At 42.9% G+C, this 13559-nt stretch carries 12 protein-coding genes; 2 read left to right on the plus strand and 10 right to left on the minus strand.

Features of this window, described 5'->3' with window-relative positions; genetic code table 11:
- Positions 1–1394: 1394 nt before the first annotated feature.
- Positions 1395–2285 carry a hypothetical protein gene (locus VB073_RS07465; RefSeq protein ID WP_323403530.1) on the plus strand — a complete coding sequence of 297 codons (891 nt, stop codon included), beginning with the start codon at positions 1395–1397 and terminating at the stop codon, positions 2283–2285.
- A gap of 72 nt (positions 2286–2357) precedes the next feature.
- Here VB073_RS07465 and VB073_RS07470 read toward each other — a convergent pair whose 3' ends face one another.
- Positions 2358–2951 carry a sigma-70 family RNA polymerase sigma factor gene (locus tag VB073_RS07470; RefSeq protein ID WP_323403531.1) on the minus strand — a complete coding sequence of 198 codons (594 nt, stop codon included), beginning with the start codon at positions 2949–2951 and terminating at the stop codon, positions 2358–2360.
- Between the two features lie 281 nt (positions 2952–3232).
- On the opposite strand from VB073_RS07470, the gene VB073_RS07475 reads away from it, so the two are divergent.
- Entirely contained in the window at positions 3233–5107 is a 1875-nt protein-coding gene (locus VB073_RS07475; protein WP_323403532.1) for an AMP-dependent synthetase/ligase, read from the plus strand.
- A gap of 112 nt (positions 5108–5219) precedes the next feature.
- Here VB073_RS07475 and VB073_RS07480 read toward each other — a convergent pair whose 3' ends face one another.
- The 9 genes from VB073_RS07480 to VB073_RS07520 all read right to left on the minus strand — a co-directional run bounded on the left by VB073_RS07480 (position 5220) and on the right by VB073_RS07520 (position 13239).
- Positions 5220–5648: a hypothetical protein gene (locus tag VB073_RS07480; protein WP_323403533.1), complete on the minus strand. Its 429-nt coding sequence runs from the start codon at positions 5646–5648 to the stop codon at positions 5220–5222.
- Positions 5649–5717: 69 nt separating this feature from the next.
- Positions 5718–6146: a hypothetical protein gene (locus tag VB073_RS07485; protein WP_323403534.1), complete on the minus strand. Its 429-nt coding sequence runs from the start codon at positions 6144–6146 to the stop codon at positions 5718–5720.
- Positions 6147–6578: 432 nt separating this feature from the next.
- Complete coding sequence (locus VB073_RS07490; protein WP_323403535.1) at positions 6579–7172, minus strand: hypothetical protein; 594 nt, start codon at positions 7170–7172, stop codon at positions 6579–6581.
- Between the two features lie 43 nt (positions 7173–7215).
- Positions 7216–7605, minus strand: coding sequence for a GntR family transcriptional regulator (locus VB073_RS07495; RefSeq protein ID WP_323403536.1), 390 nt, complete (start codon positions 7603–7605; stop codon positions 7216–7218).
- Positions 7602–8384 (minus strand): hypothetical protein, encoded by a 783-nt coding sequence (locus tag VB073_RS07500; protein ID WP_323403537.1) that lies wholly within the window; start codon positions 8382–8384, stop codon positions 7602–7604. Before VB073_RS07500 ends, VB073_RS07495 begins: the two co-directional genes overlap by 4 nt.
- Before the next feature lie 85 nt (positions 8385–8469).
- Positions 8470–9300, minus strand: coding sequence for an ABC transporter ATP-binding protein (locus tag VB073_RS07505; protein ID WP_323403538.1), 831 nt, complete (start codon positions 9298–9300; stop codon positions 8470–8472).
- A 218-nt stretch (positions 9301–9518) separates the two neighbouring features.
- Positions 9519–11237, minus strand: a complete 1719-nt coding sequence (locus VB073_RS07510; protein ID WP_323403539.1) for an acyl-CoA dehydrogenase family protein — start codon at positions 11235–11237, stop codon at positions 9519–9521.
- A gap of 86 nt (positions 11238–11323) precedes the next feature.
- The gene (locus VB073_RS07515) at positions 11324–12349 is read right to left on the minus strand and encodes an electron transfer flavoprotein subunit alpha/FixB family protein (protein WP_323403540.1); all 1026 of its coding nucleotides are present in this window, start codon (positions 12347–12349) and stop codon (positions 11324–11326) included.
- Between the two features lie 17 nt (positions 12350–12366).
- Entirely contained in the window at positions 12367–13239 is an 873-nt protein-coding gene (locus VB073_RS07520) for an electron transfer flavoprotein subunit beta/FixA family protein (protein WP_323403541.1), read from the minus strand.
- Between the last annotated feature and the right edge of the window lie 320 nt (positions 13240–13559).

Genomic DNA, 13559 nt, shown 5'->3' on the forward strand with positions numbered 1-13559 from the left:
TAAGAAATGAAGAATCATTCAATTCAATCTCAATCAATCTTCACTACTTGTCCCGACTTGTTTTTCCACCTTCCCACCCCTTTCCAGTAACCATTGTTAATAACTTGTTGATAACCTGTTCAGAAGTTGTTCATAAAAACGACCAAAAAAATTTGTAATTTGTTCGGTCATGATGTTATATTTGCAGAACAACAATGGGAAATAAAAAGTACGAGCATCGTACAAGACATATAGGAGTTCATTGACATTTTGTACACAATGGGAAGAATTTCATTCAGGAGATCGGCAAATACGTTTGTTTTTTCTCTTTGTCCAGGAAGTGTGAAGCATTCATTGTTTCTATCGGAAGGACCCATAGTTTTTCGTTATGTGATCCACTGTACCGGGTATACCTGTATGGATGTGACCGCAAAGTAGCGACCGACCCGGATGAATGATATTTCTTCAAGCATTGAAAGGATTTGTGAGTACTTTTACAGTTTATTTCAGTTGAAAGGCTCGCCTTCACGGCAACGCTGTTTCACTGGTAATGCAGTTTCTCCGGAAACAAAGGTAAAAGTCAAGAAATGCCAGGTATCGAGATGAAAATCCGGTCTCAAAATTTACTTTCTACTACATCGGATTTTTTCCAAATCGGAAAATTACCGACGGTAAAAAGTGTAAGGGATGAAAGACAAGATTACATTCGTATGACTGATTCTGCTTCACAATTCGGAAAAATTTTATATCAAACGATTGAATGTTATCGAATTGAATGATATTAAAGACTTCTTAGAGCAGCTCTAGCAACTTCAAACACTGCTTCAGACGTTTTTTGAAGTATCCGCATTCTGAAGTATAATCCCCTGTAGAAATTATAAAATTGACTTTATAAGACAGTTTCAGTATCTACAGAATTTGAGATTTCCTTCGGCAATTGAACACATTTCAACTTCTGCACCGTTCAGTACAGAACGATTTGAACTCCTACCATATAAAAAAGCCGGTTGCAAAGCCGGCTTTTTTTGTTATATGCAGGATACAAGTCATTTTTTAAATGAAAAACCGATTCTCCCGGTAAATCTTATACCACTCCAATTGATTCCGGCGATACCACTCCCTTTTATGCCAAATTCATGATCCTCTAACCGAAATCCCACATCAACAACATGAATTATATTGTTCTATATCGGCAAGATTGATCTTTTATTTTCAAACGTATCATGCTCGTTTCATACTGAATAATTAAATATTGGTCAATCGTCAAAGGAAAATAAAAAGCAATAACTATCAAAAAAATCGAAAAAAATCTGTGAATTATTGAAGAGAAAAAAAGTGAATCTGCTCTTCTTCGGATTTACTGAATTTTTTATTACCTTTGCTCCAATAGGATGATTCTTAACTCCAAAAGCTATATGAAAAGCTTTATCCCGCTTCTGATAATCTTTTTCGTTGCAAGCACGAAAATTTTTGCACAGGATATCCCGGTGAAAACAGATAGCTTGGAACTGAAAACCGGAATTTCCGGAGAACTGCCCAAACAAATCGACTCCCTCAGGACACGGCAACTTCCGTTAAGGCTACCACGACTCAATCAGGCAGAGAATATCCTGCCTCAATTTACTCCTTATCAAAAGTTCAGTATTACGCCGCAACAATCAATAAAAAAGAGCAATCTCCCACCCATTCACTGGAATGGTGCAGCATCCGACTTTCTCAATACCAAAAGCCGCACGGCTATCGCTTCCATGATGCCTACCTCCCGGCTGCTATTACACTCCTCTGCCACGTTAGGAGTGGTGGAGACACCTTTTCTCGGCTTGGGTTATAATTATGTATTGAACGCAGGAGCAAACTATCTGGTCAGTCCTTCGCTGACGATAGGTACCAGCGGTGGGTATAACGCCAATTTCGGTGCAATACCCTACTGGAATACAGGGATAAATGCCAATTATCAGATCAATCGGAACTTATCAATCGATGGTGGATTGACCTATATGAAAACAACTGGTAATATGTTCAATCTCAACCAATCGGCAGTGATGATCGACCTGCACGGCCGTTACCGGTTATCCGACGACTGGTATGTGAATGGTTACGGCGGAATGCCCGTAATGCAAAACAACAACCAGCCGAACCGGTCTATGCTTCCAATGATGAATACCCCTTACTACGGCGGTTCTGTAGAATATTGGTTCAAGCCAACCGTGGGTGTGGAAGGCGGCATGATCTGGGTGCGTGATATGTTCTCCGGAAAAATGCGTGCACAACCCAAACTGGAACTGCATTTCAGGCCGGGAAGATAATCCCCCCAGAAAACTACAAACGACATCTCCCCCTTGGATCATGAGGGAGAATCTTATTTTGGATACAAAAAATCAGTTGATCGTCAAAATCATCTTGTGGTCACTTGCCAGCTTCCGCATATTAAGGATGGCGTATCGCATGCGTCCGAGGGCTGTATTGATACTTACTCCGGTAGCATCGGCAATCTCCTTGAAGCTTAAATCGCCGTAATAGCGCATCTCCAGCACTTCTCGTTGCTCATCAGGGAGATAACCGACCAGTTTCTTCACATCGTTAAGCACTTGTGTTTTCACCATTTCCATTTCTATGGTATCGTCGCACAAAGAGGGATTGTTCAGCAAGTCTACCTCATAATCATCATTAGAAACCGTATTTTCATTCTTTCTCTGACGGAAATAATCGATAATAAGATTATGGGCAATACGCATGAGCCATGCCTTGAACTTGCCGCTTTCGGTATAGCGACCCTGCCGTATAGTGGTGATAGCTTTGAAAAAAGTCTCCTGAAAGATATCTTCGGCCAGCCCCTGGTGACGCACCGTGTAAAAAATATAGGTGTAAAGGGATTGTTTATGGCGGTTGAGGAGTAGTTCAAACGCATAATCATTGCCCTCGGCATACGAAACGACCAATGCTTCATCGGTCATCGTGCAAAAAGTATCCATTGCTTTACTTCTTAATTGTTATGTAATTTCAATTGAGTAAAGAGGACTTATAGGCAAATGATTTTAATGTTTATACTTAATGCGCGTTTGCGTTAGCGCAAACAACTAAATTTATTAAAACAAAGAAAAATAAAAAAAGTATAACCTCCAAATAGAATAAGGAATAATTTATATATTTGCATCCGTGAGAGTTGAATAATCATATCTGTAAAACGAATAATTCTTACGTTTGAAAAGGGTCTGACGATGATAGTGAAATTAGCATGTAAACGATCATATATATGAAACACAAAACCATTCTGGATTTGTTAAATGAATCGGTGGAGAAATATGGCGATAATCCCTATCTCTACGAAGCAAGAAAAGGTACGGAATACATCTCCCTTACCTACAAACAGGTGCAGGAACAATCCCGGCAATTCGCAGCGGGACTTATCGCCTTGGGCATCGAAGCAGGCGACCGCATCGCCCTTATTTCCGAAGGAAAGAACAACTGGGTGATCGGTGAATTGGGAATCCTCCATGCCGGTGCCATCAGCGTGCCCCTATCGGTAAAACTGCAGACCGAACAGGACCTCAGTTTCCGGATAAACCACTCCGATTGTGTGGCGGTACTGGCATCCGATCTCCAAATAGAGAAACTACGTCCGATAAAAGGATCGTTCACCACCGTGAAGCACTATATCCTGCTCGACCCGGAGGAGCATCCCGAAAAGGATGAACGTTCGTTCGAATCGGTGATGGAAGCGGGAAAAACGCTTCTCGAGTCTAATCCTGCCACTTTACAGGAGAGGATGGACGGCGTGCAGCCAGATTCGCTGGCCAATATATCCTACACCTCCGGGACGACCGCCAACCCGAAAGGGATCATGCTTTCCCATAACAACTATGTCTGCAATGCCGAACAGGCGGTGGAGTGCCTCAACGGTATCCCCTCTCATTACCGCACCCTGTTGATACTGCCGTGGGATCACTCCTTCGGCCATACGGCAGGGGTCTATTCCTTTATGAAGTGCGGCGCATCCATCGCCTCCGTGGCGAAAGGGAAATCGCCCATGGAGATACTGCGCAACGTACCCAAGAGTATCAAGGCCATCAACCCGCATATCCTGATGAGCGTGCCGGCACTGGCATCCAATTTCCGGAAGAATATTGAAACCGAGATAGAGAAGAAAGGCAAATTCACCGCCATCCTCTTCAAAAAAGCACTTAAGACAGCGTACAAATACAACAAGGAAGGTTTTAACAAGGGAGGCAGCGGCCGTTTGATGCTTTCTATTTATGACAAACTGATCTTCTCCAAGATACGTCAATCCTTTTCGAGCAATATGGATTTCTTTATCGGTGGAGGCGCGCTTCTTGATATCGAGTTGCAGCGCTTCTTCTACGCCATCGGCATCCCCATGTACCAAGGCTACGGGTTGTCGGAAGCCACGCCCATTATTTCTGCGAACAGTCCCCATGCCCACAAGCTGGGATCATCCGGGAAACCGGTACCCCATATGGATCTCAAAATCGTGGATGACAAACTGCAGGAAGTGGCCATTGGTGAAAAGGGGGAGATCATCATCCGTGGCGGAAACGTGATGAAAGGATATTGGAAGAATCCCGAAGCGACTGCCGAAACCATCGTGGACGGATGGCTCCGCACCGGCGATATGGGATATATGGATAAAGACGGTTATCTCTATGTGCTGGGACGCACCAAATCACTCCTGATCAGCGACGACGGCGAGAAATTTTCTCCCGAAGGAATTGAAGAGTCGATTGTCGCCACATCGCCTTATATCGACCAGTGTGTGCTCTACAACAACCAGAGCCCCTACACCACCGCGCTGATCGTACCCAACGCCACTGAACTCAAGAAAGCCGGCGCCGATGCCGCGCAGGCGGCACTGCTGATAGAAAAGGCGATCAACGAGTACCGGAGCGGTGGCAAGCACGACGGACTATTCCCCCACCGGTGGATTCCTTCCAGCTTTGCCGTGATTGAAGAGCCTTTCTCCGAACAGAACGGGCTGATGAACTCTACGATGAAACTGGTGAAACATAAAATATATGAGGTGTATGCTTCAAGGATCGCCTCGCTCTATACCACAGAAGGGAAGCAAGCCGCTTCCCCGGAAAATCTGGAAGCATTACGAAAAATATTGTAATTATATCGCTTTAACGAAAAGATTTCATAAAGACACAAATACCCCAACTACTCGCGGGGTATTCTGTGTTCCGAATTCCATATCAGAATTCAAACCTTGAAACCGATTTTTCCTAATATGCATACAATAATTGCTTAGGCCATCCTTCCAACTTGATATTCACTTTTCGGCTTCCTTTGACCCGGAGAGGTTTTAGATCAAATACGAAAGTGCGGGTTATCCATGCCTCACACTCCTCGTCATTCACAAACTCAATTTTAGCAAACCGTTGCGGAGGATTGGAATAAGCCAGTGAACCGCCTACCAGTTTGACTTTCCATCTTGCACCGCTACAACCGCCATCGTTGATTGTAACATGTAGTTCATCCCCTATTATTTTCACCTCTTTGAGAGGAACATCTTTATCCAGTTCTTCATACAGTTCTTGATGAATTATTGTCTCTGCATTCACGTTAGATGAAGAATCAACTTCATTCTTTTCACACGAGAACAATATTGCTGCAAACAGGCAAGCGGAAAAAATGTAAAGTATCGGTTTCATATTATTATATATGATTTTAAATTAGTTATTCGCACTTAAACTAAATAGAAAGCCACAAAATAAACGTAATCAATATTTATATAAAAGTGATTTTGTACCCTTATCGGAAGTCAACAAAATTTCCACCTTTTTTGAATCACTCCAACGCAACGGTTTCAGGTCGAAAACAAACTCTTTCGACACCATAGCATTACATAACTCCTTGCTTGTAAATTCAATCTTAACTTCCCGTTTTGGCGGATTCGTCTTTATTACCCCTCCTGTACAAATCAGCCGGGCTACCCATGTATTCCCGTCACAACCACTTGACACAATACTTATTTTAAGCATATCACCTATAATCTCGGCATCGACGACATCAAAGCCCGACAATTCGTTGTACAGCTCTGCGTCTATTATTGTCCGAGCATTTATATCCGGAGGATCAATTTCATTACTTTCGCATGACAAAGCCAATACAACAACACAAAAAACAACAAAACGAGATATAACATTCATATTCTTCAACTTATAACATCTGAAACTTCTAAGAGCAACTCCTCCTGCTTGAAGAAGAATCTTCCTCATAACATTGACGAAATAAGACAGTGAAATGTTGCACAAAGATGCTTATTTTCACTTTATTTTCCCAATTAAATCTACAAATTCTTCACGTCATAAGCAGGATTATCAATTACACGGTTTTTTCCTGAAACCGGAATTAAAACAGATGCTAAAAGCAGCATGGACAGGATTGTTTTCTTCATGATACTCGTTTTCTAATATTCATCCATAATTTTTACAAATTACCTTTTAATATGTCATCATGCCATATCAGCTATCTGGTAAGATTCCTATTTCCAGGATTCACAAGTATACACATTCCCAATCACATACATCTCTATTTACGACAAAAAGATGATACAAACAGGTATTCCGGATCAACAAGATTCAGTCATTAGTATCTAATTTACTGGTGGATTTTATAATTGCTAGATCAGTATCTATGAAAGAATCATCATCTACTGCCAACTGGAGATTTTCCACCGTCACCTTATTCATCCTAATTGTTGATTTATCTTTTAAATTGATCTTGAGCATATTTATATGAGTCCTATCTTGTATTCCGGGAGACAGCTTCAAATAACTGTTTCGTAAATCAAGTGAAAGAGTATCGGTATCGTATGAATTAACGTATATATGCATCGCGCTATCACCGATAATAGAATGAATTCCGGAACTTCTCACAGATACACTTTCATGAAAGATATGCAATGTATCATTTGTGATGGTACAAAAATCATCAATGGTCTGATTTACATCGCTTCTATAAATATCTAGCTGTGGAGAATCACCCGAAGAAAGATCCAGTCGTGCATTGTTTTTAACGACGATTACAGAGAAATCAGGTAATTCCGGTTTTTCAACATAAATAGGTTCTACATTTCTTTTCTCTTCTATTCTTTTGCCGTAAATAAACAGGAATAACAACACAACCAGCAACAAAGCTTCAGTGGCAACCAGGATAATATTACTCTTTTTCATTTGTTTATATTTTTAGACCGATATAACCCACCCTTGTCGGGATTTACTTCAAGCGGTTATTTCCGGTGTTGTTTTTAATAATGGTCAATAAATCGGATAAGTCAGATTCCGTCAAATTCAACAATTGTACTCTTCGGATAAATTCAGGCAGCACCTCTGCAAAGAATTCTTTCCGTTCGTTGGCACGGATCAACTCCACAGCATTATCAGCAACAAAGAAGCCGATTCCCCGCTTGTTGACTATTACTCCGTCGCTCTCAAGGATTGAATAGGTCCGAAGCAAGGTATTCCTGTTTACTTCGTATTCTTCCGCCAGTTCACGTACTGAAGATATTCGCTCCCCGGGTGGAAGTTTTCCCTCCAGAATCTGTCGGCAGATATTGTCGGCAATCTGTTGGAAAATACCCTTGGTAGCTTTGAAATCAATACTCATAGCTCTTTTTCTTTCAATTTGAAATAACCGACGAAAAGCAATGCCAATCCTAAAATGCCGAAAATAATATAAAATTGCATATTAGTACTCACTAAGTTCTCTGTAATTCTATACTGGGGTGTATACCCAAGCGGTCTCTCCGGATAAAAGATATATGATAACAATAGCGTTAACAATACAATGGGTGAAATAACCACCGGAAGGGCAATAACCGCTTTGAACAAGCCGTTTTTATTAAAAAACAATCGCAAAGCAAACAAGGATATACTTACGAAACACGCCATAGCAGACAGCAACCTTCCTCCGTTATTGTAAATATGATCCCAAAAATCAGGATAATTAAAGACTGCAATCTGAATAGCAGGATTATGAAGTGTACTCATTGCGGTGAGGCGTGCCGATAATGCAGCAATCCAGAACACAACCGCCAAAAGAAATCCTCCGCCAACGATCCTCAAGAGAAACTGAGAGAGATACTTCTCAAATATGGAAGCAGGCAAAAGAAGATAACCTCGTGCCGACAACTTATTGCCAAATTGGGGAAACGATGAACCGGCAATTGCCCACCATAAAAATACAATCACCCTGAACGGAAAATAATATTTCCGCATCTCAAAACCCCATTTACTATCTCCACGTGGCATATCGAGAAACAGGATACCATACAGTGCAATAAGCAAGACTCCCGATAACAACAAATATCTTTTGTAGTTTACCTGCAAATCGATTTGCAACAATCGGCCCAAGCGTTTGAAAGAGAAAAATTGATTTGTCTTCATATGATTAAATCTTTTATTTTCAAAGGTATCATATGGAACTCGCTTTTAATCATGTTCTTGAGTGAGAATGATTATCATGCTCGTTTCATAAGGGTTTCCTATTATTTAATTGATTATTGACAATTGCGTTGAAGAGTAGCTCGAGATCGACTATCGTATCCCCTTCACCCGACGACCGCCTTATAAGTTTGTAACCCGACGGACATTTTTCATAATAAATTCCATTTTCCTCTTCACCGAGTGAAGGCACAATCTCAAAACAGAGTTCCTGAATGATATCATTCATGCGCTGATGATATGCGATAGTACCTTCATTCATGACTATTACGGTATCGATCACCGAGTCGATATCCTTCACCTGGTGTGTCGAGATCACTACCAACTGTTCATCGGAAACGGAACTCACAAGAATTTTCCGGAACTGGCTTTTCGACGGAATATCCAATCCGTTGGTCGGTTCATCGAACAGGAGCAACTGGCAATTACTCGCCAATGCAAATGCAATCAGAAACTTCTTACGTTGTCCGTGCGAAATTTTGTTTAGCTGGTCTGAAAACTGCAGTTGAAACTCGTTCAGCACACGTTGTAGTTTTTGATGGTCGAAGCGGGGATAGAATGTCGAAAAAACTTTTACATATTGTCCGATAGTGATATTCTGGAACGCAAATTCTTCGGGTACCATATATATGTCCGCCAAAAAATCAGTTTTCCGCTCGAAAGGAATATACCCGTTTACAACAATTCCTCCCTGTTTCGGAGATACCAGACCGGAGATCAATTTTAACAGGGTAGTTTTTCCAACCCCATTTTTCCCCAGTAATCCCACAATGGAACCGCCCTCCAATTCCAGATTTAATTCCTGAAACAGAGGATGTTTCTTCTGATAATAAAATGAAAGATTGTTTACTTTAATCATAATTGTCGTGTTATTGTATATAGTGACATATGCAACTATGCCACTAAGATAGAAACAATATTTATACCGACAAAATATTTCCTCCATTTTTTTAATTTATTTTTCTTGATAGTACACAATCGACAAATCCAATTTAAACTATACGCCCCATTATTAAACAACAAAAGCGGAAGAAACCAAATTCTCCCGCTTTATAAATATGTAAAGTCTGTCAGTGCTTACTCGCCGATAACCGGTTTGTAATAGCCCAAATCTTCGATACGTGATTTGGAAATAAAATTCCAGTTCTTCAGCACCTCTATCTCTCCGTAATGGATATAAACTTCGGTACTGCGACGGAACATTTCCGGCTCCTTATTGGCATCCTGGAGGAGAAGATGTCCCATGATGATATGGGCAGCACTTTCCACGAGACGGCGGGCATGGAAATCGAGGTAGACCTCATCTTTGGCAGCAATAACTGTCTCTACCATTTTCTCATAGGTCTCTGCCATATTGGCCAGGTCACGTTTCAACGGTTCCAGTTCGGGTAACACTATCTGGGCTGCATACTCCTTGATCTGCTGCAGATAGGTTCCGGTGGTGACATGGCGGATAGCTGCCACCACTTGTAACTGGGTAGTTCCTTCGTAGATATTGGTGATACGTGCATCACGATAGAGGCGTTCACACTTGTAATCTTTCATAAAGCCCGAGCCGCCATGGATCTGGATGGCATCATAGGCATTCTGATTGGCGTATTCACTGCTCATTCCCTTTCCAAGGGGAGTAAAAGCATCTGCCAGACGCGAATAGAACTTCATCTCATCCCTTTCTTCGGGAGTCAGTTTACGTTCACGGCTGATATCTTCGAGCGTCTTGTACATGTCCACGAAACGGCAGGTTTCATAGAGCAGGGCACGGGTCGCATCGGTCTTGGCACGCATATTGGCCAGCATTTCATACACCGGTGGGAATTCGATAATGGCCTTACCGAACTGGCGACGCTCCAAGGCATAGTTATAAGCTTCACGGGTAGCAGCTTCGGAAAGTCCGACCGACTGTGCCATGATTCCCAGACGGGCACCGTTCATCAGCGACATCACATATTTGATCAGTCCCATCCGGCGTGAACCCACCAATTCGGCTTTGGCATTCTTGTATACCAACTCGCAGGTAGGAGCTCCCTTGATACCCATCTTATTTTCGATACGACGCACATCCACGCCCCCACTTCTTTTGTCATAGATAAACATCGACAAGCCGCGGGCATCTTTGGTTCCCTCTTCCGAACGTGCCAGCACCAGGTGGATATCGGCATCACCATTGGTGATAAACCGTTTTACACCATTCAGGTACCATTGATTTTCCTTCTCGTTGAAAGTCGCTCTCAGCATTACTGCCTGCAGGTCGGATCCAGCATCGGGCTCGGTAAGGTCCATCGACATGGTTTCGCCCTTCACGATACGTGGCAGGTATTTATCCCGCTGAGCCTGATCGGCAAATTCATAAATGGTCTCACCGCAATCCTGGAGCATCCATATATTCTGGAAGCTGGCATCGGCACGGCTCACGATATCGGCGCTCATCATATAGGGCACCATCGGGAAGTTGAGTCCTCCGTATCTGCGTGCAAGTCCCATCCCCATCAGTTCCGCCTTGTTGAGCGCATCGAGGTTCTCCTGTGTGGCAGTTGCATAGGTCACACGCCCATCGCTTACCGTCGGACCGCTATGGTCTACCACTTCCGAATTCGGTTCAATGATATCGCCACAGATTTCGCCCACCACTTCCAGCACCTTATCGTAGCTGTCCATCGCATCCTCAAAATCCATCGGAGCGTAGTCATAAGTATCACGGTCTGCATAATTTCTCTCTTTCAATTCCACAATTCGCTTCATCAGCGGGTGCTGAAGATAATGACGGAACTGTGGTGTATCTGTATAAAAGTTTGCCATTTCGTTCTTCTGAATATTATATGTTATTTTTAATTTCAGAAAGTCGGAAGTCACCTTCCCACTTTCCCACTCTCCCACCTTCCCACTTATTTGGAATTCTTCTTATAATACTTAATCATCTTCGGAATCACTTTCTCTATCTCTCCGGTGATCACATAGTCGGCGATAGCGTTGATCGGCGCGCTGGGATCGTTGTTGATAGAAATGATGATAGAGCTGTCCTGCATACCGGCGATATGTTGTATCTGTCCCGATATACCACAGGCGATATACACCTTTGGGTGTACGGTAATTCCCGTTTGTCCCACCTGACGTTCATGCTCCACGAATCCGGCATCGACGGCAGCACGGGAAGCACCTACTTCGGCACCTAACACATCGGCGAGTTGATAAAGCAACTGGAAGTTCTCCTTTGATCCCACTCCGTATCCTCCGGAAACGATGATGGGCGAGTTCTTGATATTTACCTTCGATTTTTCGATATGGCGGTCGATGATGGAAACCACGAAATCATCCTCCTTCACAAAATCTGCCACATTGTGTGCTACCGTCTCTCCTTTATAATAAGGATCGAAGATCTCCTTCTTCATCACTCCCTCACGCACCGTAGCCATCTGCGGACGGCAATCGGGGTTGATGATCCACGCTACTATATTACCGCCAAAAGCGGGACGTATCTGGTACAACAGATCTTTATAGGTCTTTCCCGCTTTTCTCTCTTCGTGATCTCCAATTTCAAGTGAAGTACAGTCGGCTGTAAGGCCGCTACCCAACAAGGACGAGACACGTGGTCCGAGATCGCGGCCGATAATGGTTGCCCCCATAAGGCATATCTGCGGTTGTTCTTTCCTGAAAAGCTCCGCAAGGATAGAAGTATGCGGAAGCGTAGTGTATGGTGAGAGCCGATCGTCTTTAAAAATATGTAGTACATTTACTCCATATGGGAATACCTGCTCCTCGATCTTTTCGAGGTCAGCCGGGGATGCGGCGGCAATCGCTTCGAGTTTACAATTCAGCCGGGTGGCAAGTGAGCGTCCTTTGGTCAGTAGTTCCTGGCTCACATCGGCCACTATTCCATCCTCGATTTCCAAATATACAAATAAGTTGTTCATTTTATTTTATCCTTGTGTTATCCAATCGTGTGACTATCTATCAGTTCCTTCATCAAATCCTCGATATCGACATCGTCGTCGGTAAGCCTCCTGCTTTCTTTGGCTTGAAATATCACGTTTTCTATCTTTTTCACCTTGGTAGGAGAACCGGAGAGGCCGCACTGTTCCTTATCGGCTTCCACATCGGCCACACTCCATTCGGTAAGATTCAAATAAGGACGGCTGCTATAGATATCTATATAATCGATATTTTCCACTTGACGCTCAGTAACGGTTTTGGCATGCTTATATTTCAACAGCAGTTTCGCATTACGAGGACGGCACGCACGGGCTGAACCATTCACGGTGATCACTACGGGAAGAGGACATTCCACTACTTCCACACCATTCGACAGACGACGCTTGACGGTTATTTTTCCGTTCTCGATTTTTTCGATATTCTCGGCATAGGTGATCTGAGGAATACCCAATTTCTCAGCTACTTGAGGACCCACCTGTGCCGTATCACCATCAATCGCCTGACGACCTGAAACGATGATATCGAACTTTCCGATCTTGTGGACCGCCATCGACAAGGCATAGGAAGTAGCCAACGTATCAGCGCCGGCAAAAGCCCTATCGGTCAATAACACCCCATCGTCTGCCCCGCGAAATAAACCTTCGCGTAAAATCTCGGCAGCTCGTCCCGGCCCCATAGTCAATACCGTAATCCTTGAGCCGGGGAATCGGTCTTTGATATCCAACGCCTGCTCCATCGCGTTTAAATCTTCGGGATTGAAGATCGCGGGCAATGCTGCTCTGTTCACTGTTCCGTCGGCTTTCATCGCATCTTTCCCTACATTTCGTGTATCAGGAACCTGCTTAGCCAACACAATAATATTAAATGCCATATTTATTAATTGGATTAGTTAGATTGTTTCTTCCAAATGTCTTAGAAGCTACAAATATACACAAAATTTACGATGCCTCCCGCTTCGTTATCGATTTTCTAAAAAATGAAAAGGGAATGTAAATAAAGATCCGTTCATACATTGCGATCAAAAGAGAAGAGTGATTAAACCAAACCGCAAGAAATTGATCTTTATAATAGAAACCTGATCCGGATCCTTAGGGAGCCATTATGGAGGGAGCCATTATGGATCAACTACAGAAAAAATTTATTTTCTCTGAAATATGAACGAAATATGATAACTTTGTAGTAAAATTTAAT

Origin of the sequence: Proteiniphilum sp., from assembly GCF_034927365.1 — a bacterium.
In the GTDB taxonomy this organism is placed as follows: Bacteria; Bacteroidota; Bacteroidia; order Bacteroidales; family Dysgonomonadaceae; genus Proteiniphilum.

What these genes read in the sequence shown, in the direction of transcription:
- VB073_RS07465 (WP_323403530.1), top strand. Translation starts at nt 1,395, where the DNA reads ATGAAAAGCTTTATCCCGCTTCTGATAATCTTTTTCGTTGCAAGCACG.
- VB073_RS07470 (WP_323403531.1), bottom strand. Translation starts at nt 2,951, where the DNA reads ATGGATACTTTTTGCACGATGACCGATGAAGCATTGGTCGTTTCGTAT.
- VB073_RS07475 (WP_323403532.1), top strand. Translation starts at nt 3,233, where the DNA reads ATGAAACACAAAACCATTCTGGATTTGTTAAATGAATCGGTGGAGAAA.
- VB073_RS07480 (WP_323403533.1), bottom strand. Translation starts at nt 5,648, where the DNA reads ATGAAACCGATACTTTACATTTTTTCCGCTTGCCTGTTTGCAGCAATA.
- VB073_RS07485 (WP_323403534.1), bottom strand. Translation starts at nt 6,146, where the DNA reads ATGAATGTTATATCTCGTTTTGTTGTTTTTTGTGTTGTTGTATTGGCT.
- VB073_RS07490 (WP_323403535.1), bottom strand. Translation starts at nt 7,172, where the DNA reads ATGAAAAAGAGTAATATTATCCTGGTTGCCACTGAAGCTTTGTTGCTG.
- VB073_RS07495 (WP_323403536.1), bottom strand. Translation starts at nt 7,605, where the DNA reads ATGAGTATTGATTTCAAAGCTACCAAGGGTATTTTCCAACAGATTGCC.
- VB073_RS07500 (WP_323403537.1), bottom strand. Translation starts at nt 8,384, where the DNA reads ATGAAGACAAATCAATTTTTCTCTTTCAAACGCTTGGGCCGATTGTTG.
- VB073_RS07505 (WP_323403538.1), bottom strand. Translation starts at nt 9,300, where the DNA reads ATGATTAAAGTAAACAATCTTTCATTTTATTATCAGAAGAAACATCCT.
- VB073_RS07510 (WP_323403539.1), bottom strand. Translation starts at nt 11,237, where the DNA reads ATGGCAAACTTTTATACAGATACACCACAGTTCCGTCATTATCTTCAG.
- VB073_RS07515 (WP_323403540.1), bottom strand. Translation starts at nt 12,349, where the DNA reads ATGAACAACTTATTTGTATATTTGGAAATCGAGGATGGAATAGTGGCC.
- VB073_RS07520 (WP_323403541.1), bottom strand. Translation starts at nt 13,239, where the DNA reads ATGGCATTTAATATTATTGTGTTGGCTAAGCAGGTTCCTGATACACGA.